This is a genomic window from Paenibacillus sp. FSL R7-0340, from assembly GCF_038002205.1.
Taxonomy (GTDB): Bacteria; Bacillota; Bacilli; order Paenibacillales; family Paenibacillaceae; genus Paenibacillus; species Paenibacillus polymyxa_B.
Window position 1 is genome coordinate 1,828,748 of record NZ_JBBOBY010000001.1, and the last position, 23,237, is coordinate 1,851,984.

Genomic DNA, 23,237 nt, shown 5'->3' on the forward strand with positions numbered 1-23,237 from the left:
TCACCTCATTTAAAATTTAGGATTAAATCCTGGATAACTACCTGGTGGCTTTGGTGCATTATCATGAGCGCCAGGGGGATTACCTGTCATTCCTTCTACAGGATCCCACGATTCAATAGTACGGTACACTTCATTATTTTGCATTCGCTTACTTTCATCTAATTCATGATCTGTTAATTCCCTAAACCATTTTTTTTCTTCAGGTGATAATTCACCTTTTAGTGCTTTTTCCCAACCATGAGCAATGTCTATATTGGGATCAAAGTATCCCTCATAGTAGTATTTTCCATACATGTGATCCGGTAAATTCACATGTTTCGTTAAAATTAAGTGTGTTTTTAATTGCTCCGCTTCTTTTACACTAAGTCCAGTATTCTGGGCAAAAGTCTCAATTTCTTTCATATCTAAACCCGTCGCTCTTAATTTCTCATAAGTTTTTAGAGCAAGTTCTTCTTGTTTAAATGCAGGAATAAACTCAATTGGCTTGCCACGTGGTTCGACTGGTTTTGGTTTAGGAAGTGAAGTTTTTTCCGTCCCCTTATTCCCTTTACCCGTATACTCTCCTGATTCTAACGCATCAATCTGTTTTTGTCTCTCAGGCGAAATCTTTGCACCGGAACCTTTAGAATGTGGGACGTCGGGACCAGGATCATGAAACCGATAATGACCTCCAGCAGTTTCGAAAATGGGTGATCTTCTAGTTATACGAATGTTCATCTTTCTTGCTACACTTTGCAAGTAACTCCCTAAGGATTCAAAATTGGTTGGAAAACGGATGGCATTCGTTTTGAATTTTCCATCTCCGACCTTGGCTAGAGCAGAGTCGGCCTTTGCTGAATCTCCGAATAACCCCGGTGTTCCTCCTTTACTGGCTTTCTTTTCTTCAGCTTCCTTGAGCCCCTTAGATAAGGAGGCTTCTTCTTTGCCCAGCTTTCCTAGATTTCTAATTAATTTTGCTCCACCTTTGACAATTGTATAAATGTCGGCTCCACGTTCAACGGCCTTGATACTGTCATATCCTGCATCGTAACTTTCCTGTTTGGTATCGGTCAATGGATTAGGGAAGAAATTATTCAATTTTCGCTCAATCGGATCGGGTATGCTTTTTATGCCGTCCCACACGGTTTCAAGGTCGTGAACTACATCTTTCTTTGTTTTTTTCCCTTGGAATGAATCGGCAATATAGTTCCAGCCAAACTTCGCACCGCCCTTAATACCCTCGAGCGTCTCATTGCGCTCCAGAAAACCTTTACCAGTGTAATTTCCCGGCATAACGAAAGGAGTCATTACCATGGTCCCCATATCCGCTATATCGACAACTGAGTCCCATACCCCGCTTAAAAACTCTATACCCGCATCCCATTCTCCCTTGAGCGTGGCGCCTACATTTTCCTTAACGCGTGCTCCGAGCACACTTTGGATTCCGTTTTCAGCGACTTGCTTCTCAAAGTCAGACAAAATCGGTTCTGGGTAGTATTGATGGAGGGAAGCTTTAAGCTGGATTTCTGAACTCACGCTGTTAACTTCCTGCTCCAGATCCAACGTATCGGTTGTCGTATTTAAGTGTAAGCCGTTGGTTCCTTGCAGCAGGATGCTACCTGCCGAAAGACTAAGACTGCCTGTGGCTTGAATTTGTACACGTTGGGTGCTGTTCAGGCTGACACCGTTATGGGTATTCATGGAGATGTATAGTGATCCTTCCTGAGCACTCATCGACAGTTCGGAGTTCCCTAAGGAAATTTCTTTTCCCTGCGGATTCGCAAAGGATTTGACCCCGGGATCGGCTGTTTTACGCTGGTGGCGTACTGCAGGCGATTCGACCACGGCACCTTGAGCTGCGTGAGATGAAGGGACAGCAACGCTGGATGGTTTCGTTCGAACCGATTGTATGACCATCGCATCGTCTTCGTCAGCACTTGGAAAATACAGCTTCACCTGCGCACCTTTTTCCGGCATCAGATACCAAACCTGATTACCTTCAGCAGAATAGGGGAACCATTGGGCATCCTTGGGATTCTGCTGATCGTCTATATCCAGATGCAATCGAACCTGATTCCGGCTGACCTCTAATATTTTCCCCTCAATAGCGGCGCCAATGATCGTTCGATTATATATTTTAGGGACCTTCAAGCCCGCCAACAGGGCGCATTCATACGACCAAGTAACCAAACCGCGAATCAACTGTCCTTCACGTTTGGTGATGACGTAGGTTTCGTGATTGCGTTCGACTTCATCTCCCAATTGCAGCATTTGATCCCACTCAAAGGTATACCGGGTGTAATCTCCGATGCTGGCAGATCTCCAGCCGTTCGCCTCCTGATCCAAATAGGGAGCAATCTTGCGCTGCAACGAAAAAGGAACCTCTTTCAAATGAATATGCTGTCTGGCTTGCGGAATACCGATCCAAATTTGTGCGTGGTGTGAAACGATATTTGGGACGAGAAGGGCTCCCAAATGCGAAGCCAGCCGTTTTAAAAAAGTCCAATCGGTCTCCTGATACTGCAACATAAACTGGCCTGTCGCTTTTTTCTCAAAAGCTTCATCAATCTTGTCCGAGCCCTTATAATCGGCCAGCACTGCGTCGACGATTTCAACATATTTCTGGTTTATGTGCTGAAAGGAGCGGTTTTTGAGCTGCGTATCCAGTTTAAAACTATGAGAAATGACGTCGAGAGTTACCACGATCTCCTGATGTCTGTGCTCCACATCTAAGCAGTATAGTTGTCCCATAAATAAGGGATGCTTCTGATCTTTGGCATCGGAATACCATAGCTCAACTTCGTCGTCACTGCTTGCTTTGGTAATGATTGTGTCTGCTTGATCGGCTTCTAGACTACCCGTGATCACCAGTCTAGCATGCTCTCCCAGCTCGTGACTCATATGGACGTTGTGAAGACGCAGCTTGCCATAGGGCCAAGTGACATGTAAGTGCTGATAGGTAAAGCGGTCTTTCGCTACGATGTTCATCCTTAATCTCCTTGCTTGATAAAATCAACCATCCTGTCCGTCATCAGTAATGGAGATGATACCTCCACCACCTGATCCCGTGCTGTCTGCACCAAAAAAGGAGGATATCGCCTCTTGTACACCTTGACAGCTACACATTAAGGTAGAATTGTTGAGTAGGGCAGGTGCCCCCTCAATCAATACGTCTTCCTTACCGCCTGTCCACTTGGACCCAAACGCAATCTCCGGTTCACAGGGAAGACCCTGCTTCAATTTACACAATCCAAAAGCATTGATTTTGCTAATATTGGCTCCACAAATGGCATCGTCCACGTTCAGAACGGGCTTATCTTTAATGAAGACACCGTGGCTGTACATCATATTGAGCACACCAGGGTCTGTGCCTTGACTGCACTGTAACTTGGCTCCTCTCACCACATAAGAATGTTCTCCGCTGAGTGCACCTTGAGCCAGAGCTTTAATAAGTAAAGGTAAAAACATACAAGTACCTCCTTGAATAAAAGGTATAGAATCAAGAAAGCTCCAACCATGTTGCGGTGTGCAGCATGGCATAGGTTAAGGGAACCCAGAGGGGAGCATCCTCCAGCTTAAATTGGCAACTTCCGATCACAGCCTTGCCATGCCAGGAACGCACAAAGACAATCTGATAATAGGGAGAGGGGGAAACTAGAAAAATAGCTTCATAACAACCAATGACGGTATCATGAATAGAAAGAGCCTTTTCATCCACGAGCTTCATACTTGGTTGTGCGCGACTCGTTTGCTCAATCATCTGCTGTTGATAGATTTCTATTTGCGTGGGGTTCAGTTCTTGCCTGCTTTGGTGCAGACCTAACAGGATTCCACCCAGCTTGTCCTGAACAACGAAGCTTTTCGACGGATCTACCGTCTGTCCAGCCCGAACTTCTGGAATAAGAGAGTCAGGCAGGGAAATGGTGTGTTGATTTTCAAAGACAGAAAGGGTTTGAAATCGAATTTCCTGTTCATTCGGTAGGGTTAGTGAGCCTTTCAAAATTCCCTCCATCGCCGCTTCAATAGATATCATCATCCAGCTTTCATCGTTTTCCGCTGTACTTAGTTGCTCTTTCAACGTTTGTTGATGATGCAGTTTCAAAAAAAATTCATCCCAATGCTCCGTCAAGGTTGAACCTCCTTATAAGAGTTCTAGCTTTTGTAGCCGAAAACCACTCAAACTCCGTCGCAGCAAACTTTCAGCAGCCTCTAAGCTAATGATGAAATAAGGTTCCCTCACGTTGGAGAGTCTGAAAAAATGGTGTCCATTCACCTTTTGACTATCCAGCACAAGGCGTTTCAGGGTTTGATCATGCGGATAAAATTCAGTCTGTTCCGAAATACCATCCACGGAGGTAACAGATGGAATCCAATATAGCTCCTGACGGCTGGGTTCCCGGTTCACGATATACAACTGCTTAAAACGAGCTTGTGTATTGTATAGTTCTAGAATCCGTTTCATAGGATCGGAAAATAGCGGTTGTGAGGGTGAAAACGGTAGCCAGTCCGTGTACTCGGCATTTTCTGTCGCATGAACATCTAAAACCTGAGCCGGAGGCATGCCAACAAATGGCGTTTTAAAAAGGTCTAAATTCATCGGTTTAATGTTTCGGGAAATACGATGATCATCGACCAGCACATAATAATGGCGCATACACATTCCTCCTTATTCCGTCCACACAATAGATTGACGCTGTGCTTCGCTTAATTTCCAATACTGTTGGTACTTTCGCGGGACAAGGGTTCCTTGCATCGAAGCCCCCTCAAAATATGCATGTTCAAACGAATGTACATCTGTAAAATCAGCCCCATCCAGGTTGGCGTGCTCGAAACGAAGTCCACATAGCCCCGGCACACAAACTCCATGTTCCCGATGCGGCTGTCCGCTGGCACTGCTGAAGTTAGCACCTCTCAAATCGCTATATCTAAAATCCGTGTCGGTCAGGAGGCATCCCTGAAAGCTGCTTCCTGCCAGATTCGCTCGTTGCCAAATGCTTCCGATCAATATGCAGCTGTGAAACTGGCTTTCCCGTAAGTCACTGTGGCTAAAATCGTTATAGCGCAAATCCTTTTGCATCAGGTGAATGTGGGGAAGAGAGAGCCGCTTTAGGTTTTCGTAAACATAGGGTTCTTCTTCACTGGAATGTATCAATTGCTCTCTCACTTGATCTGCAAGAAGCGATTTCTGATCTTCGACATATAGATTCTCGCTGATATCCTTGTACTCGCCCGTTCGGATAGCTACACGATCAGCTTTATGAATGGCGAGATACTCAGGCATTTGAACCACTTCTGCCATTCCTAAGCGCAGGAGGGAGTTCACAAACTGATGGAAAAAAGGAGCGGATTCCAGCATCATTCGTTCAACGTCCACAGAAGTAATCGTCCCCATATATATTTTTCGTTCCTGCTCCAAGGTTTCCAACATGGTACTCATCGGTGCATAGGCCCATGAAGCGTCATAGGTTAACTTGCAATCGGAATCATCTTCGTACCATTCAGCAGAGTAAGCCTCGACCATATACAGGTAGGATTGCTCTAGGATCTGAGTGCGCAAGAACGAGTAGTGAATATATCCAATGGGTTGTTTTTGACCTTGTTGCTGCATGCTCAGAATGTGTATACACAAATCCCTGAACGATTCTTTGAAGTCGAAGATCAGCTGATCCTGACAACGCTGAAACTTGGCTTCCAGCACGTCCAACTGAATGTCCAGCAAAGGTGTAAAATGATGCTCTTTAAAATGGTGTAACGCCGCTTGTTTATCCATCTGCTAGTTCTCACCTCCCGTTAGTTCATCTTGATTTCCGTACCGGAGAAGGTCGTTTTGTCATCCAGCGTAATGGTATTGCCTTTACCAGACAACTCAATTTTTCCGGCAGAAAGCTGGATGTTACCAGAACTCATAACAATATCCGAAGCCGCACTAATACTCACATTTTTTCCGCTTACAATATCAATGCCTGTTTTATCGTTAATGACAATGGACATGCCATTGCCAGAAATAACGATTTGATCCGGAGCGAGCATGATTTCTTTGCCGTATTTGGTTCGCAGCGTCTTAATGGCAGGGTCAGCCATTCGATCTGGCGCAGGAGCTGCCGCAGACAGTGCCGAAGAAGACTTTGATCCAGCAGACGAAGCAGAAGCTGTGGCATGTCCAGAAGTAGCAGTAGATTTTCCCCCGGAAGGTTGTGGTTCTCTTTTGACTGAGCTGATCGCGTAACCCTCTTCTTCCTTATAACTGGGGAAATAGATACGGATGCTGTCCCCGTCTTCAGGCATACAATACCAGCCCGTGTTATCCGCAGATGCATAGATGGTAGAGTAGGGAAACCAGTAATCCGTGTTCGGATCTTGCTGATCGTCCATGTCAAGCTGGGCGCGTACTTTGTCCCGACGAACGCTCAGTACCTTGCCATGAATGGAAGCGCCGATAATGGAGCGATTGTAGTCTTTAATCGGACGTAAGCCGCTTCGTGGTGACAGCTTGGCGGTATGGGTCAGCACCCCATCCTTCATCTCCGTTAGCACCTCAGCTACGATCAGTTTATGGCCTTGAAAGGTCACTTCGTAGCCAGGCTCCAGCAATTTCTCCGTCTCGACTTCATATTGGATAAAATCAGCATCACGTACGCCGGGGATATGATTCTCTGAGGCGGTTTGAAAATCCGCGACCCGTTTGCTGACTTTATAATTGGTAGATTTTATTTCCCCCTTGCTGAGTCCCATAGGTAGGCCAAAATAAAACTTGGGAACCCCATAGCCCACCGCAGGAATGAGTGGAGAGTAAAAGTGGGAGGCCATCCGTTTCAGAAATTGCCAATCGGTTTCATCATATTGCATGATAAAGGTGCCGATAGGCTTCTTTTGGGACACAACATCCATCGCTTCGGCTTTAGAATAGTCCGATACAATACTTTCGATCAGACCCGTATAGGTGAGCTTAGGGTTCTGGAAAGAGCGTTGATGGCGCTTAATATCTAACTCGTAGGTATGAGATATAGCTTCGACAGTCAGGTAATGGACCCCGTGAACAACTTTTTCCTCCACATCCAAGGCAATGCCTCGAAAAAGGGGCTGCCGATTACCGTTTTTGTCTGTAACAAAGGCTTTGACCTGGGTTTCTTCATCCGAAGCACGCACATACAGCTCGCGTTTTTTCTCCGAGATGATGCCTGTAAAGATCATTCGGGCATGGTCATTGATTGTTTTTAAGATTTTAAGTTCATGGAGGCGTACGAATTCATAAGGCATGATTTCGATATGACCGTACGTCACGGTATTTTCCATAGTTGACTCCTTCTATAGTTGGGATTGGTAAATGTTATTATGAGATTCCCAGCTAGATATGTTGTTAATGATAAATCCAGCATATGTATTTATCGGTTAAAAGAGAGATTTAGTTTACAGAATGACCCATTCGATGTGGTATTTACTATGTGTATTATTGGAAGTAGGAGATATGGGAGGGGAGTTTTGAGCAGAGAAAAGCATATAATAGGTGGTAAGAAGAGTACAAAGAGATATTTATAAAAGATTGAGTTCTAATGAGAGATGAGGGTTCAGGTTATGCCAAAAAACGATAATATGCTGGCCATTCTATGGATGCTGAATTCGGGCGTAAAAATGACTGCAAAACAAATATCCGAAAAGTTAGAAATAAATATAAGGACAGTTTATCGTTATATTGATGCACTAAGTGCCAGTGGAGTGCCTATAATATCTGACGCGGGTCATAATGGCGGGTATAGCCTGCTGAATAATTTTATTAGAGCACCTTTACTATTTGATATGGAGGAGAAAAAGGCACTCCTTCATGCTGCTGTTTTTGCAAAAGAGGCTGGATACCCTTTGAGTGAGGCATTAGACAAAGCGACATCAAAATTGAAAATGTATTCGAATCAAGAGCAGGAAAGTATACTTAGCCGTCATTTAGCCGGATTTGAAGTGATTAATCGCATGGGAGACCCTTCTCTTCAGCCGGTATTGGCGGAATTAGAGCAGGCTGTAGCCAACCAATTCTCTGTAGAAATGGATTATCGCACAAGCCATGAAGAACAACCCAAGAATAGGGTGATAGACCCCTATGGAATGGTCTACTGGAACAATAAATGGTATACTGTTGCATTTTGTCACCTAAGAAATGAGATCCGTTGCTTTCGGGCAGATCGAATTCTACAAATCAAGCGTACTCCAATCATATTTAAGCGTTCTGAAGCTTTTTCAGCCCGTGAATTTTTTATGCAAAATCTATTACCTGATTTAGTGGGCAAGCACAGTTTAATTTCTTTAACTATCGAAGGCAGGACAGAGGCATTGGATGACTTATGTCTGCATTGGTTTTTGGGGCATCATCTGAAAGAGAGGACCTCTAATCATGCCATCTTTTTGCTTGAGAAAAAATCACTTCATACATATGTCCCTTATTTACTCCTACCCTACGGGAAATCCATTCAAGTCATCGAACCACAGAGTTTGAAGGAAAAACTTGTTGCTGTTGCGTCGGAGTTAATGGAATATTATCAACGTTAAAAGCTTCACTGACAGTAGATGTCAGTGAAGCTTTTTTATAATGAGGATAATCATGGATTACCGAGGGCTGGTAACACTCGATAAATTATAAAATAAGGAGAACTTGCAAATGAATAATACGGTATATCTTTATGTGTTTGACACTATGGCAGACTGGGAGATAGGTTATTTAACTGCCGAACTGAACTCGGGGAGATATTATAAAAAGGGGGTGGCCCCATTAAAAATAGTTACCGTGGGAATTGAAAAGACTCCTGTAACTACAATGGGCGGATTAAAAATCCTGCCCGACATCAAACTGGATGAGTGCAGCATTGAAAGCACAGATACATTGATTTTACCCGGTGGAAATACATGGACAGAAACCATTCATCAACCGATTTTAAAAATCGCTGAGAGGTGCTTAGAGGAAGGGATATGGGTTGCTGCGATTTGTGGTGCTACTATGGGACTTGCCCAAGCAGGATTGTTGAATTCACGTTGGCATACAAGCAATGATTTGGAATACCTCAAAATGATCTGTCCCACCTACACGGGCGAAAAGTATTATAAAATGGAGTCTGCTGTAACGGATGGAAAACTAATCACTGCATCTGGAACAGCTCCGTTGGAATTTTCCGTACACGTTTTAAAAGCTCTGGGTGTGTTTTCTTCTAAAACATTAGAAGCCTGGTATAGTCTTAACAAAACACGTGAATCCAAATATTTCTATGAGTTGATGAATTCAATCCAATGAAGGTATAAGCATAAAATTGAACTATTACGATTATTTAAAGGAGGAGTCAAAATGACTGAAAGCAGAGAATATATGGGAGTGTCAGGTAAATATACAAAGAAGGGGATGCCCAACGGCTTTACATCTATTACCCCTTTTATTACCGTGAAGAATCCTTCGGAAGCAATAGAGTTCTATACAACGGTTTTCAATGCAAGGGTTAAGGATATTACTGAATATCCTGATGAGAATGGCAATAAAATAATTGTTCATGCGGAATTAGATTTTGGAAATGGTTTTTTGCAGCTGGGAGCAGCGAATCCGGCATATCAATTGGTCTTGCCGCCAGATGAAGAGAATGCGTGTTATTCTTTCGGAATTTACGTCATGAATGCTGATCAGGTCATTGAAAATGCGGTAGCAAGAGGAGCAAAAGTAAGGGAACCGATTGCAAACTTTGTTTCAGGTGATCGATTCGGAAGTATATTGGATCCTTGCGGAGTAAGATGGTCTATTATGACCAGAATCGAGGATTTGTCAGAAGAAGAAAGTAGTCGTAGGGTTGCTGAATGGGCTAAAAGCTTTAGTGGAGAATAAATGCAATTACTTTTTTGGTAAAATGTATTAAAGTGACAATCTGCTAAAATGATGTTAAGGAAAGATTGAATATAGGGAGCATTGGTATTTTGCCTTCAATGAGGGTCTAGTTGATAAATGGAGAGAGGCCCTTCAAGTCTGGTACATAAGGCTTGAAGAGCAATAATAATAACAATTAATGCATAGCTGAAAAAGTTTGAAATAGGGGTTCGACTCCCCCCGCCTCTATACTAAAACCCGCTCATTGAGCGGGTTTTTGTTTTTAATCAATTGAAAAATGTAGACATGAAATATTTAAGGCATAGAGTTTGATGGAGCTTGTAGACATTCTGCTATGTTTAAATCATGTTGTTTACAAAATCGCTGGCGTAATTCTTCTTGAAACCATCTAGCCAATTTGGCAGGATACATTATAATTTGAATTCATCAGCTTTATTTTTTGACTTTATCTATCATTTGGGAATTGTGGTTACTATTTTTTATTTAATTGGATACAAAGGCCGCCTTTTTTCAATTCTGACCTTGTATGTTCGTTCTTTTCATATAAGTGACGGAGGAGACAATTTACTGATAGTAAATATGTTTTTTCTCCTATTCGCCAATAATACTGCATATTTCTCTTTTGATTCTAAATTGAATAGCTTACATGGAAAAGGCTCGAAGCAGTCTTTGATTTATAAGTTATCCCTAATAATTCACAATTTTGCAGTACTTTTTTGTATTATACAACTGTGTATTGTTTATTTCTTCTCAGGAATGTATCAGCTTATGGGAGAAATGTGGCAAAACGGAACGGCACTTTATTATATCTCTCAGGTGAGAGAGTTTAGCAGACCTATTTTGGATTATATGGTTAACCATTATGTTGGACTCACCATTTTATTCACTTATTTATCTATAATTGTTAAAATAGCTTTTCCTTTTGCTGTAATTAATAAAAGCCTTAAACCGTTTGTAGTTATTGCTATGATATTGTTTCATGCAGGAATCGGTATAGGCATGGGCTTACTGACGTTTTCACTAATTATGATTGTAATGGAATTATTGCTGTTTACGGATCGAGAATATAAAAAGTTATACCATTTTATAAAGATCAGCTTCCGGAAAATATCAATTACAATTCGAAGAAAAACAAGAAAATTAGGATATGTAAGTTTTCAACACAAACAAATTCTGGTTTTCTATGATGGTTGGTGTCCTGTTTGTTAATGAATTAGAAAGGCGAATGCATAGTTTCTCAATGAATGATTCTAGTAAAATACAACGTGGAATTGACTCTATTGCACAAATTTGTACAAGAATACCGTATCTTTGGTGGGCGGTTCTCTTTATAATTATTTTCAAAAAAATGGTTATAGGTGGTTATTTGTATGATTATATAGCTTCTAAAAGAAAAGTGATTCCCGTGGGGAACTGTGACGACTTATGTGAACTTCAGCCTAAGCGTGTCCATTAAGGAGCAAAGTATGAAAATAATTTTATCGTTAGTAGCTATAATTTTAATATTTGTGTTCATATGTATCCTGTTTTTGTTCATTGCGAAGCGCCAAAATAATAAGAAAACAGAAATGGATGTTCTAAGTTTTTTGAAGGAAAATCCGAGTAAAGCATCTTTGTTTATGATCAAAAATGGTATGGAGAAAATCAGCTATAACTCAGAAGTTAAAATGCCGCTTGCCAGCACGGCCAAAGTGATCATTGCTATCGAATTTGCTCGCCAAGTTGCAGCGAAAATATTAGACGAGCAGGAACTTGTTCCTTTAGAGGAATTAAATAAATTTTATATCCCTGGTTCCGATGGTAACGCTCATCATAACTGGATCAAATCCATTCGCGCAAACCATAAAGAGGTTCAAGGGAAAATTACGTTATTGGATATTACTCACGGCATGTTAGCATATAGTTCCAATGCAAATACAGAATTTCTGATGGCGAAAATGGGTTTGGATAAGATAAATGAGAATATTATGAAGCTCTCACTTTCTTCCCATGATAAAATCTTTCCTTTTTCATCTGCGGGATTCATGTCTCCTTATATCCAAGAGACCGAAAACATAGGTTTTAAAGAGTCGATACAAAAGATAAGTGAGATGAGTTACGAGGAATATATGAAAAAATCTATTGAAATTCATCAGATTTTAAATCGTGATCAGGGGATAGAATGTATTCAGAAATGGAACACCAGGCAGAATTATGTACGAAAGCTTCAAGTGCTGGAATCGCGCAAGCTTCCTCGTTCAACGACTAAAGAGTATGCTTACCTCATGAAGCTTATACACAAGGGGGAGTTGGTTCCTTCTACTATAAATCCATATCTAAAGATGCTAATTCAGCGACAAGTGGATAACTCCAAGTTAATAGAGTTTGGAAACAAAGGTGGATCTACCATTTCTGTTCTAACAGAGGCTTTATATTGTACGGATCGGGAAGGAAATGACATTCAACTAGCCATGTTTATTCAAGATGATTCTGGGGTGGATCATATTTGGCTCAAGCAGAAGCTGGATTTGTTTTTTTACAAATTATTAACGGATACTGCATTTCAAGAAGAGGTAAGAAGCAAATTATCATATGACAAGGGAAGAAATTGAATGTTTTTTTATTTTGTAAAAATGCTGCTGATTCCGCTTATACTTTACTGGATCATGGTTTACTTTCCATTTAAAAATCGTATTTCGTGGTATATACACATTTTGTTTACAAGTGCATATACGTTCATGATTTTATTCATAAATGATTGGACAGAAATTAGCTATTATTTACGACCGGTTTGCATCGTATTGTTTGGATGTTCCTTATTCCGTCAAATGGTTACTTTACGCTCTTTTAAATTTAATGGCTTAAATAGAAAAACACGAATATTCCTTTCTCTTTATGGTTTATTAGCAATATATCAAGTTTTTATATGTATTTTATTTAGTATTTCATACATTACATCCACTCCTAAACACGAAGATGCAGTCGATTTAGCGTTCCCTTTGAAAGGAGGGGCTTACGAGGTAGTGAATGGTGGAATGAGTTCATCTATGAACTATCACTTTTCGCATCGTACTCTGAAATATGCGGTGGATATAACTAAGCTCACCCCGTTAGGTTCAAGAAAAGGGATATTTGATAATCCTGAATCTTTAAAATCCTATCCCATTTATAATGATTCAGTATATAGTCCGGTTGAGGGTAGAATTATCGAAGTTGTGGATGGAGTAGAAGATAATGTCCCAAACTCCCTGGGCCGTAGTACTACAAATATGATTATCATCAAACACCAAGGATATAATATTCTGTTGTTACACTTGAAGAAAAATAGTCTATTAGTCAAGAAAAATGATTTTGTCAAGGTTGGACAGGAAATTGCGAAAGTAGGGAACTCAGGTTACAGTAGTGAGCCGCATCTTCATGTTCATGCTATAAAACATGACAATAAGAGAGATTACTTCAATGGAACCTCGGTTCCTATTACTTTTAATGGTAATTACTTAAAGAGAAATGATTTGCTATTTAATCAAACACTTATTTTTCGTTAAAAATGTATACCTACCTAGAAAGTCGGTTTGAGAATTTGTTTACCAGATTTTTAGTATGGTGTATTGTTCTTCAAAGCAAGTATTTTCAACTTAAGCGAGAGGTATATCCTTACCATCGTCTCGATACATGTAGAGTGCGTGGTAGTAATATATCGAGATAAGAAGCATTGATGTACGAGGGATAGAGGGGAATTTGAATATGTTCCTGCATTCCAAAAAAACGTTTTAGGATTGAGTGCTGTTCATTTTTACTGAACAAGGACATTAATTTGGAAGAGGTAGGGAGAAACGGTAAAGAGGGGCCGCGAGCCCCTTTTATTTGTGTGATGTTGAGCATTTTTATTCATTTACAGAAAGTGTAGCATTTCATTTCACAATTTTTCATCACAAAAAGGCTTTTGTCTCATTCAATGAGCGTGCTATATTCGATAAAAGCTGAATTGTATTCCTTATCTCATGTTCCGTAGTGTCTGGGTGAATTGCACAGATTCGGAGAACAGTTTTTCCATTAAGTTGTGTCGTAAGCACAGAGGCGTATCCGTTTGTCATCATTTCTTGGGAGATCCTTTTATTGAGTGAATCTAATTCTTGCTCAGATAATCCAGTTGGCGCATATCGAAAATTAACAATCGCTAACTGTGCGGGGGATACAATTTCCCAATGATTATGTTTTTTGATTTCATCGTCAGCCCATTCTGCGAGTTGAACTCCATGCTCTATGGCTTCACCGACAGCATTAGTTCCTAAAGCCTGTAGTGTCACCCATAGTTTCAAACTTCGAGCAGGCCGCGTTAATTCAGGGCCCAGATCCCAATAATTAATATATTCTTCATTAGTCTCGGCATCTTTCAAATATTCTGGATGTGTGCTGAAGCAGTTTCTAAGCTGTTGATTTTCTTTGGCTAAAACTACGCTACAGGAGTATGTCTGCATTAACCATTTATGTGCATCCCAGGTGATGCTATCTGAACGCGATATCCCGCTCAAAAGGGGCTTATATTTCGAAGAAGCCAAAATCGATGCACCGTAAGCTCCATCCACGTGTAACCAAATGTTATGTTTTTCACATAGGTCAGCAATTTCGTTCAACGGGTCAATGCTTCCCGTATTGGTTGTGCCTGCCGTGGCAATGATCGCAAAAGGCTTCATGCCAGCCGCCTGATCATCCATTACTTTTTTTTCTAAGGCTGAAACATCCATACGAAAATTTTTATCACTTGGAATCTTTCTGATTTGATCACCACGGAATCCGAGGATGCGTAACCCTTTGGCGACCGATGAATGAGTTTGATCTGAAACATAAGCAGTTCCAATGGCATATTCCTGCTCGGATAACCTTGCATTGCGTGCAGCCGCTAAAGCGGTCAAATTCGACAGCGATCCGCCCGACAGAAATAAGCCTCCAGCAGTATTGGGATATCCAGCTTGGTCACACATCCACCGGATCACTTCCCCCTCTAAAAGGCTTGCGCTCGAACTCAGCATCCAGCTTCCGGCATGGGTATTATAAGCGCTGGTCATGATATCTCCTAACCACGAGTAAAGAGACATTGGACCAGGAACCAATGCGAAAAAGCGAGGGTGTTGCATGAAGGTTTGGTGAGGATAGACGTTTTTCCTCATTTCATCGACGACCTCTTGTATCGGTCTTCCTTTTTTCGGAAAACCAATTTCCCTTAAATGAGCTATTGTATCCTCATCTGCAGTGTTGATTACTTTTCGGGATCGAATATTGTTATTTTCTGCAATATATGAATGTATGAACTGTTCAATAATCTCACCTAATTGCTGATTTGGTTCTTGATTCATCATAAGCATCTCCTTTGCTTAACTTCAATCAAGTATAATATAACATCTGTTGTCATATTGTGATATTCACTGATTTCATCATTACGTTTATTTTTAGGCTCTTCGCTATTACGCAAAGTAATTCTCAAAGGCAAAGAGAGCTATAAAATCGCCGTTCAGTGCAAATGCTGGAAACGTGATGTTGAGAATGATATAGTACTCCAACTCAAGGCTGGTAAGCAGGTACATAGTTGCTGTGTTGCTTGGATGGTAACGACGAGTAATTTTACAAGGCAGCAAGGAGCGGGGGAGCTTGTAATATAGGAGGGGGAACCTTAGTTATCTGAAAATAATTAAAAAAAGAGAATAAATGTTTAGTACTTGTAAGAAAAGTGTTCGAAAAACGCTTTGCCAGATGTTGCATGAGCTACTTAAAAATTTAAAAAATGACTCTGGATTAAACTGGGAGTAAAAAAATACTGGTGGCCCTTAAAGATGCGATAGGAGCCACCAGTAAAAACTAATTTACTTATATTGTTAATAAGAGCCAACTATACTTTTACTGTATATTGTACCAACACCTCAAAGGAATAAAAAAATGGGTGAGCCATCTTTCGATACACACCTTAATTTTGACTAAGAATTATTGTCCAATTTGTTCTAAGATTTGTGTGTAAGCATTCCTATAATGATCGGGGTTAGGATCTTCTCCTATTATCTTGGGTACGTCAAAGTCAGACAGCAGGAAATGGTGTTTGGGTTGAACATCATGCCTTGCTAAGCAACTCTTGCAACAGGACAAGGGACAGCCGTCAATTGCAATGATGTCACGTCCCGATTTTGCTGTTCTGACAAGGGGTTTGACATCACCACCAACACCAGCTATGCAGGACATTTCAGCGACTTTTTCTCGATCCATTTGTATAGCGATCATGTTAGCGGTTTGTGCTGCGGAGGAACATCCAGAACAAGAATAGACAAGAGGTAAATCAGTTCTTTTCATCTTTGTACACTTCCTTGTTTTTTCTTTGTGATCGATCACAGTATCTTTGGTTTCAGCTGAAATAAATTTAAAATTGTTTGTATTTTAACTTAAATTTACAGTCTAAACCGTGATCACGATCACGACAACATTTTGTAAAATCTATTATAGGGCTAACTGTGTGTGTATAAATCAGCCAGATCCCTCTTTTTAACTTAATTTTTCTAATAGAGAATTAGCTTTATCTAAATATAAATCTGATTTCCAGGGATATTGTTAATTATTCATCCATCTCCCAATGGAAATATGCAGATAGGTTTTTGTATGCCTTATTCATATCATTATCTGCGCACTTATTAATGATACGATTTAATGTGGCTTCAAGTATATTTTCATTAAAGTTCTTTGCTATAAAATGACCATGCCCGATAATAATATCACCTTGATCTGTCATCCTATCTAACCTTTTAGGACTTACTAGTTCAAATGAAAACATGTCTGATGCTCCATTTATTTCAACGGGTCCGATATCTACATTATAAGTAATATAGAAGTCGTCTATATCTTCACCCCAATCCTCGTACACCTTTGTTAAAGCCTTTATTGTAAGCATTTGATTATTCTCCTATTCTAGAATATCAATATGAATGTTTCTTATCTGCTTTGTTGCCCATGCTTTTCCAGCGCTGTATTCTTCGAGCATTTTCTTTTGCAAGTCAAACGCCTTCAGATGGTGAGGGATCTCAAGTCATTGTTTTAGGGGAAAGATAGGGGCGGGTTCTACGATTTCTTGCATAGTTATAGGACATGAACTTATCAGTTTAAGATGATCCAATCAATTGAAGCGAGGATATTTTTTCTATTTCCCTACAGAAAACTAAGCCCGATACAAAACGCAGCAACTCTCGCAGCGACTTCTTTGGCGTTATGTTTTTTATTTTAGTAAAGTGTAAATAACATCAAATGGGTTCTTATCTTCAAAAAAATCGGTGTAGAGCTTTGCAATTTCGTTTGAATTCAAGTCCTCATTACATCGTAATAAGCTCCCTAGTTTCACCAATACGTCAGCTTCTTTTGAGGTTACTATTTTCTTTTGTACTATATTTTCTGTATTTTTTGGAGTTACCCACGCCCAATCATTCACAGCTGCTTCAGTAAATGGATATCCAAAAGAAAACGAACTGACATGAGCGTCTGAACACAGAGGATGAACAATGCAATTATTCCTGAACGATATCTTATCCTTTGTGCTTTTTGAACCTCTTGGGCAAATGTTTCTAGGTAATGAGGGATTTCTCCCCAATTAGAACGTCCCATTGAAACTAGTATTTCAACGGCAAATTCATTATTTAATTTATTGGCCAATTGTAAGAATATCTGCCGGAGGCGGTAAATGCACCTAGACATCTTGCCGCTTCATGAACGTTAGTCGCACCTTCTGATATAAGTTTCACATATTCGTCCGTTCGACGTAATGGAAACACGTTATTTAGGATACAAAACTCAAGCAATGTTGTGCATACAAACAGAATGACAACATCTTAATACGGGTATTACATGGGTTAAGTCTAGTCTGCTTTTGGATGAATAGATGACTTACTTGGCAATGGGGGGCTTTTTAACAGCCGTCCCTTGTAGTTTATATTGTTAGCAAATAGCGGCGGATAAAACAGAATTCACAACACGGGCAGCTGATTCCCATTGCGATGTTATATTATATAAAAAGTATACGAATTACCTTTTATATCCGCTACCTTTAAAAAACTTCTTCTAAATAAGGATAATTCTGTAGCTTTGGATTTTCTTTAGTGATATACCTGGTTTGATATTCATCTAGATTATTATTGATAAATAAACGCCCTTCATAGTGAATTTCCCTCCCTTAGTCGTTTGAGTCTCTGTATGTAAACTCTGATGGGGAGGGATGGCAAGTTACTGTTTTGTGTGGAATAAAAGCTCATCCCTACTAATAAAAAAAGTTGGAATGAGCTTTTGTAAGTTTATCGAGTGCTTGAATCAGTTAGTGTTTAGTTTGTTGGTAAGTATTCGAATTTACTCTAAAAACTTTTTTCTGCTTGAATTTGTTCAAACCATTCCATTGAAAAATCATCTGCAGTTTTAACCTGATGATTAGTGTGTACTAATTCATAGTTGTAATTTATTAAGAAACTCCCTACATATTCTACCTGACATATTATAAATTAATTCCATTTTTCTCAATTTCTCCATAAGTTCATGGTTATTTATTATACAATCTTTATTATTATCATTAATTAAAAATCTTAAAGAATCAATACACATTTCAAATAGTTCTTTGTCTGTTGTTTCGATAAGTGATAATATTATATTAATTTCTCTTGCATCATTTTCTTCTTCAAAGCAATATACTACCCTTTTTTGCCACTCTAACGACTTTTCCATTATATTTTTTTTAAGCAATTCCCAATCTGTTTCAGAAAATTTTTCCATCAAGGTCATCGCATCATTTACTCCAACATCATACCAATAATCATCTGAAGCATTCTCTCCAGACATTTCAGTTATTAATTTGTCAAATCCCTCATATTTCATAAATTTTCCTCCACTAATTTATTGGTTCAAATCCTGGCGTTGGTTTACCTCCCACTGGATATCCAGCAGTAATGTTTTTGCCTTCTTTAATAACATCTATTTCAACACCATCTACAGTACCGCTATGCAAAGTTGTAGTTACCCCATCTGAAGTACGACTTCCAACTGCTGGCGTATCGCTAATTTTTTTATAGAGCCTATAATTTTCTCATCACTCCATGAATCAGGAAATACTGTGCTTTTTTTAAGCTTTGCGAGAGTTCCATCTGGAAACTGATGATAAAATTGAACAAATTTAGATCTATCTGGATTTTCCCTGAGAACTTCTACTGCATAATTAGAATTTTCATCATTTACCACATTAGGCGAATGCCCCTCTAATTCCATTTTTACCTGGTATTCTCTCTCCCCCTAATATTTTTTGCTCCATCTCTGGTGATAAGTAAGATTCACTAGCTTTGCCCGTCCCCTAAGGAGAAAACGATCTTAGTCAGTATCCGTCTACGTTACCCAAATCAAAATTTATGTAATGTTTCAATATTATAAAGACTGTTGATATACCTGTATACATATTGAAAAACTTATTCCTCATTATGACTCTTATAGGAATAAGCTTCTCAGTGTTTGTTATGTTTATTCGTTATTTTCTATACTCTTAACTTCTATCATTTTTTGTTCAATCCAATTCATAACCATTTCTGCCTCCTCTCGAGGAATCCTCCCCCTCTCGCTTTTATATTTATAAGTTTCATAAGCCCATACTAATATAATTTTCACAAATTCAACTGTCTCTAATTTACAAATCGGTTCAATTTCATCTTCTTCCTCGTCATAAAATGGATCTTCAATTATTGTATAGTCTCTAAAGGATATAACGCTTGATGCATTTCCTCCATGTCTATATTCGGGTATATTTCCCCTTAATAAATCAACATAATTATCAATATCAATTTTCAAATCTTTAAATCTCCAAGGTATATCAGATCCTAAGGGATCACTTATCATATTGGCGAACTCCAGTGATTTTTCTTCGTCAAAATCCAATATAACTATATTAAATTCTTCCATATACCTCAATTTATATTTATATTTTATCATTATTCAAACAACCTCCAATTCAATATACTGGATAAGCTGAAATTATCTTATCATTTCTTAAAATAAACTCTATTTCCATTCCCGTGCTTGTTTTTCCTATATATTTATTGTTTTTTATAATTACTTTATTATTAAAAGCTTCATTTACTGAATCTATCACCTGTTGTGGTGTCCATTCCTTTGGAAAAAATGTGGATTTAGGTCCTTTTAATACTCCATTAATTTCAATATTAGCTTGATAGACACCAAACTCATTAGGTGGGTCAATATTTCCGACAATTTTACCGTTACTACTTGGCATTCCTTCATAATGAAAACCATTGGCATTTCCATTCTTGAGTATTTCACCATCAAAAATATGGTTTAATCCATTTTCTTTAGTCCCTTGTTTGAAGTTTTCTGTGTTCTGTAGACTCTCAAGCCATTTCTCTTTCTCTATAACAGGTTTACCACCTTGTCCCGTCCCCTCTAACGCCTGTCGTTTCTTAATAGCATCAAGAGTAAGCTTTTCTTTTTTTACATATTCCCCAAACTTGGATGCTTCCCTTGCGGCCTTGCTCTGGGCGATGTTTTGTAATACTCGCTCTTTTATTTGGTCAGCCGGAGATACTTTAATTACTCCTGTCCCCGGTGTTTCAACATTAACTTTTGGAGCTTTAATTGATTTAGAAGGTATCTTTATATTCCTGCCAAATTTAGCTCCGTATAAACTTCCAACCATCTGAAATTCAGAAAATATGCTACTGATTATAATTGCATTTGCTTGCCATTTTGGTATTTCTTCGCCTGTCCAATAGTTCTTTCCTTCTTTAGCTGCTTTAATCTGTTCTACGAAAATATCCACATTTTCTGGTTCGTGATGTAATTTGATTTCTCCATTTTTAATAGCTTCGTTATAGGCAAGAGTGGCTTGGGCTGCTTTCTGATCGGTAACTCCATTTTTACTGAGGACCCACATAGTACCCATAAATTCTTTATCATACTCATCAAAATTATAGGATACTTTGGCTTTTTCAGCTGCCATGTAGCTGTCATAATTGGCTCTCCAGCTTTGTCTCAGATCTATAGGAATCTGCTGATACGCATGAACCATGGCATTAGACTCTTTCAGCAGGTTTTGAACCAGTTCCAGTGGGCCACCGGAATGCGCTATATGACGTGCACTCGTAAACACTTTCCCAAGAATCCACTTGCTATAGTAGGCTTGTCTCGCTTGATCATGTTCATACTGGTTAATCAATCCTTGGAGTGCTAGACCAGCCAAGTGTTTCAACGGATGAATACCGTTCCCCTTTCCGCCTCCAATCGTAGCAGTTCCTTTGCTCCGAACAGGGATCATTGCGGTTGCTTTCAGAATGACACCCGCCGCAGGTCCACCTAAAGCTCCCGCAACAACGCCAGCCACTTTTCCCATCACTGGAATGGAGCCTAATAGCTTGGACACCGTACCCAACAAAGAGTTGGCCTGTTGAAGTGCAGCCGGACTTGTCACTTTGGCGGTAGGAGTGCTGCTTGATGTCTTAGTAGCTGATGGAGCTTGCGCCGCCTCGTATGCTTTGATGCTCATGAGTGGCGGCTCAGGCACAGGAGGGAGGTCAGTCACGAAAACAGGAGCCTTCACCGTACCTTCCTGATATATCACTGGAGCTTTGGTATCCGTCTCACCATCTAGTACCATGCCGCTGGCTCCGCCTTTTAGATATAGCGCCGTTCCAGCTTCCAGTGAAAGCTCCTCGCCAGCATCGAGCTTCACGTGACCACCCTGAATCTGCACATTCCCCGGACTGTCGATCGTAATTCCGCTACTTTCATGCAGTGTAATGGAAAATTCACCGGAGGTGGATAGGGTCAGTTCATGCTCAGACATTTCTACGCCGCTACCTTGCACATGTTGCCATACCTTCACATTCGGCTGACCATTTGTGTGGCGTTGTTGTCGCAGTGAATCCGTTACATAGGCATCTTGTTCGAGGTGGGTAGGCAGATACAATTCCACCTGCTCCCCGATCTCAGGCATATCGTACCAGCCGCTATGCTCTTCCGCGACATAACGGGTGGCTACGGGAAACCAGCAGGCTTTGGCAGTATCTTGCTTCGGGTCGATGTCCAGTTGAAGCTGTACAAAATCCTGTTGTACCTTGAGCACTGTTGCTGTCAGTGAAATCCCGGTGACCTGATCGTTTTCATAACGGGCATACCGGATATCCTGTTCGGATTGAAGATCATAACGGGTACGCAGTAAGCCATCCGCTAGCGTAGTCATTGCTCTAACCACGACCAGTTCTTTGCCTTGTCCAATGGATAACGTGATGAGGTCGCCCAGCGCATAGTATTGCAGACTTTCGATCATATAGGTGACATACGAGCCAGCACGTTCTCCCGGCTTTTCCGTATCCAGCTCATGAAACGTTTTACGTACTCGATAAAATACATCTCGCTCCACCTTATGCTGCTTGCCTTCGGGCATCCCGAAGAAAACCTTGGGCGAGGCTGCGGTTACCTCTGGCACAAGTACGGAGCCAAAGCGAGAAGCGAGACGTTTTAAAAACGCCCAATCGGTCTCCTCATATTGTAAAACAAATGTCTCCAGTTTGGCATGGTTGCTTACCGTATCAATGGCATCTCCGTATTGATATTTTCGAACCAGCGCAGTGACCAGATCATCATAGGTGCGGTGAATATCTTGATAGGAGCGCCTTTTACGCTTAATATCCATCTGGTACGAATGGGAAGCGGCCTCTAGTTCAAACGTATACACGCCTCGCACGCAGTGTACGGACATATGCGTAACAATCCCATGGAACAGCCTTCTCAGCGATTGTCCCTGATCATTCAACTGACGGATCACAATGGGCTCTTGCTCCATATCCTGTCCGATGCATACAGCTCCTTGTTCTTCGGAGAGCATGCCACTGATATGTAAAAAGGCATGATCGTTAATGACGCGTGTTATTTGAAGTTGTTCGATGTGTAGTGGCTGAAAGGGACCATAAAAGCGTAGGCTTTCATATCCGATTCCATCTGATAATACGCTCAAGTGAGTTCATAACTCCTTTCTAGATGCGATGGGTATTTCCAAGTAAAGCACGTCATCTTGAATGCGCTTCTGATTAAAGAAGCCGCAGATGAGTGCAACTGTGAGTCAATATAAATATGTATAACAAGGTTTGTACGCTATAAGGGTACGAGAGGTGGTATTTAATAAACAACCCAGCATATGTATTTATCGGTTAAAAGAGAGAGTTAGTTTACAGAATGACCCATTCATTGGGTGATTTTCAATATGTATTTTTGAAAGTAAGAGATGTGGGAGAGAGGTGTAGAGTAGTAAAAAACATACAAATAGAGGGAGTATATCTTTATCATCGTCTCGACCCATGTGGAGTGCGTAGTAGTAATATATCGAGATGCAAAACGTTGAAGTACACAGGTTGGAGAAGACAGGATA

At 40.3% G+C, this 23,237-nt stretch carries 20 protein-coding genes; 7 read left to right on the top strand and 13 right to left on the bottom strand.

What is annotated here, in order from left to right; all coding sequences use genetic code 11:
• Positions 1 to 9: 9 nt before the first annotated feature.
• The 6 genes from MKX59_RS08160 to MKX59_RS08185 are packed head-to-tail and all read right to left on the bottom strand — an operon-like array spanning position 10 to position 7,272.
• Entirely contained in the window at positions 10 to 2,967 is a 2,958-nt protein-coding gene (locus tag MKX59_RS08160) for a contractile injection system protein, VgrG/Pvc8 family (RefSeq protein ID WP_256703627.1), read from the bottom strand.
• Positions 2,968 to 2,991: 24 nt separating this feature from the next.
• Entirely contained in the window at positions 2,992 to 3,447 is a 456-nt protein-coding gene (locus MKX59_RS08165; protein ID WP_023989777.1) for a DUF4280 domain-containing protein, read from the bottom strand.
• A 31-nt stretch (positions 3,448 to 3,478) separates the two neighbouring features.
• On the bottom strand, positions 3,479 to 4,108 hold the full coding sequence (locus tag MKX59_RS08170; protein WP_068942092.1) for a hypothetical protein: 630 nt from the start codon (positions 4,106 to 4,108) through the stop codon (positions 3,479 to 3,481).
• Between the two features lie 12 nt (positions 4,109 to 4,120).
• Positions 4,121 to 4,633, bottom strand: a complete 513-nt coding sequence (locus MKX59_RS08175; RefSeq protein WP_076264775.1) for an imm11 family protein — start codon at positions 4,631 to 4,633, stop codon at positions 4,121 to 4,123.
• Positions 4,634 to 4,645: 12 nt separating this feature from the next.
• Entirely contained in the window at positions 4,646 to 5,749 is a 1,104-nt protein-coding gene (locus MKX59_RS08180) for a pentapeptide repeat-containing protein (protein WP_340858116.1), read from the bottom strand.
• 20 nt (positions 5,750 to 5,769) lie between these two features.
• Entirely contained in the window at positions 5,770 to 7,272 is a 1,503-nt protein-coding gene (locus MKX59_RS08185; protein WP_076264773.1) for a hypothetical protein, read from the bottom strand.
• 279 nt (positions 7,273 to 7,551) lie between these two features.
• Here MKX59_RS08185 and MKX59_RS08190 point away from each other — a divergent pair, with 279 nt between their 5' ends.
• The 6 genes from MKX59_RS08190 to MKX59_RS08215 all read left to right on the top strand — a co-directional run bounded on the left by MKX59_RS08190 (position 7,552) and on the right by MKX59_RS08215 (position 13,350).
• Complete coding sequence (locus MKX59_RS08190; RefSeq protein ID WP_076264772.1) at positions 7,552 to 8,514, top strand: helix-turn-helix transcriptional regulator; 963 nt, start codon at positions 7,552 to 7,554, stop codon at positions 8,512 to 8,514.
• Between the two features lie 109 nt (positions 8,515 to 8,623).
• Positions 8,624 to 9,250 carry a type 1 glutamine amidotransferase family protein gene (locus MKX59_RS08195; protein ID WP_076264771.1) on the top strand — a complete coding sequence of 209 codons (627 nt, stop codon included), beginning with the start codon at positions 8,624 to 8,626 and terminating at the stop codon, positions 9,248 to 9,250.
• 51 nt (positions 9,251 to 9,301) lie between these two features.
• Positions 9,302 to 9,826, top strand: a complete 525-nt coding sequence (locus MKX59_RS08200; protein WP_076264770.1) for a VOC family protein — start codon at positions 9,302 to 9,304, stop codon at positions 9,824 to 9,826.
• Between the two features lie 417 nt (positions 9,827 to 10,243).
• Complete coding sequence (locus tag MKX59_RS08205) at positions 10,244 to 11,035, top strand: HTTM domain-containing protein (RefSeq protein ID WP_256703626.1); 792 nt, start codon at positions 10,244 to 10,246, stop codon at positions 11,033 to 11,035.
• 257 nt (positions 11,036 to 11,292) lie between these two features.
• Complete coding sequence (locus MKX59_RS08210) at positions 11,293 to 12,417, top strand: serine hydrolase (protein WP_028542220.1); 1,125 nt, start codon at positions 11,293 to 11,295, stop codon at positions 12,415 to 12,417.
• 126 nt (positions 12,418 to 12,543) lie between these two features.
• On the top strand, positions 12,544 to 13,350 hold the full coding sequence (locus MKX59_RS08215; protein ID WP_264454695.1) for a M23 family metallopeptidase: 807 nt from the start codon (positions 12,544 to 12,546) through the stop codon (positions 13,348 to 13,350).
• 384 nt (positions 13,351 to 13,734) lie between these two features.
• Here the strand turns inward: MKX59_RS08215 and MKX59_RS08220 are convergent, their stop codons facing one another.
• Positions 13,735 to 15,162 carry a pyridoxal phosphate-dependent decarboxylase family protein gene (locus MKX59_RS08220; protein WP_340858125.1) on the bottom strand — a complete coding sequence of 476 codons (1,428 nt, stop codon included), beginning with the start codon at positions 15,160 to 15,162 and terminating at the stop codon, positions 13,735 to 13,737.
• 144 nt (positions 15,163 to 15,306) lie between these two features.
• Here MKX59_RS08220 and MKX59_RS08225 point away from each other — a divergent pair, with 144 nt between their 5' ends.
• Positions 15,307 to 15,462 (top strand): restriction endonuclease, encoded by a 156-nt coding sequence (locus MKX59_RS08225; RefSeq protein ID WP_264454811.1) that lies wholly within the window; start codon positions 15,307 to 15,309, stop codon positions 15,460 to 15,462.
• A gap of 319 nt (positions 15,463 to 15,781) precedes the next feature.
• Here the strand turns inward: MKX59_RS08225 and MKX59_RS08230 are convergent, their stop codons facing one another.
• The 6 genes from MKX59_RS08230 to MKX59_RS08255 all read right to left on the bottom strand — a co-directional run bounded on the left by MKX59_RS08230 (position 15,782) and on the right by MKX59_RS08255 (position 22,826).
• A complete protein-coding gene (locus MKX59_RS08230; RefSeq protein WP_053325909.1) occupies positions 15,782 to 16,141 on the bottom strand; it encodes a putative zinc-binding protein in 360 nt (119 codons plus the stop codon).
• A gap of 259 nt (positions 16,142 to 16,400) precedes the next feature.
• On the bottom strand, positions 16,401 to 16,733 hold the full coding sequence (locus MKX59_RS08235; RefSeq protein WP_103744727.1) for an Imm8 family immunity protein: 333 nt from the start codon (positions 16,731 to 16,733) through the stop codon (positions 16,401 to 16,403).
• A gap of 1,532 nt (positions 16,734 to 18,265) precedes the next feature.
• Positions 18,266 to 18,691, bottom strand: a complete 426-nt coding sequence (locus tag MKX59_RS08240; protein WP_340858129.1) for a hypothetical protein — start codon at positions 18,689 to 18,691, stop codon at positions 18,266 to 18,268.
• A 138-nt stretch (positions 18,692 to 18,829) separates the two neighbouring features.
• Positions 18,830 to 19,051, bottom strand: coding sequence for an EndoU domain-containing protein (locus MKX59_RS08245; RefSeq protein WP_219818462.1), 222 nt, complete (start codon positions 19,049 to 19,051; stop codon positions 18,830 to 18,832).
• Positions 19,052 to 19,324: 273 nt separating this feature from the next.
• Positions 19,325 to 19,789 carry a hypothetical protein gene (locus tag MKX59_RS08250; RefSeq protein WP_103744725.1) on the bottom strand — a complete coding sequence of 155 codons (465 nt, stop codon included), beginning with the start codon at positions 19,787 to 19,789 and terminating at the stop codon, positions 19,325 to 19,327.
• Positions 19,790 to 19,808: 19 nt separating this feature from the next.
• A complete protein-coding gene (locus MKX59_RS08255; protein WP_258043371.1) occupies positions 19,809 to 22,826 on the bottom strand; it encodes an EndoU domain-containing protein in 3,018 nt (1,005 codons plus the stop codon).
• Between the last annotated feature and the right edge of the window lie 411 nt (positions 22,827 to 23,237).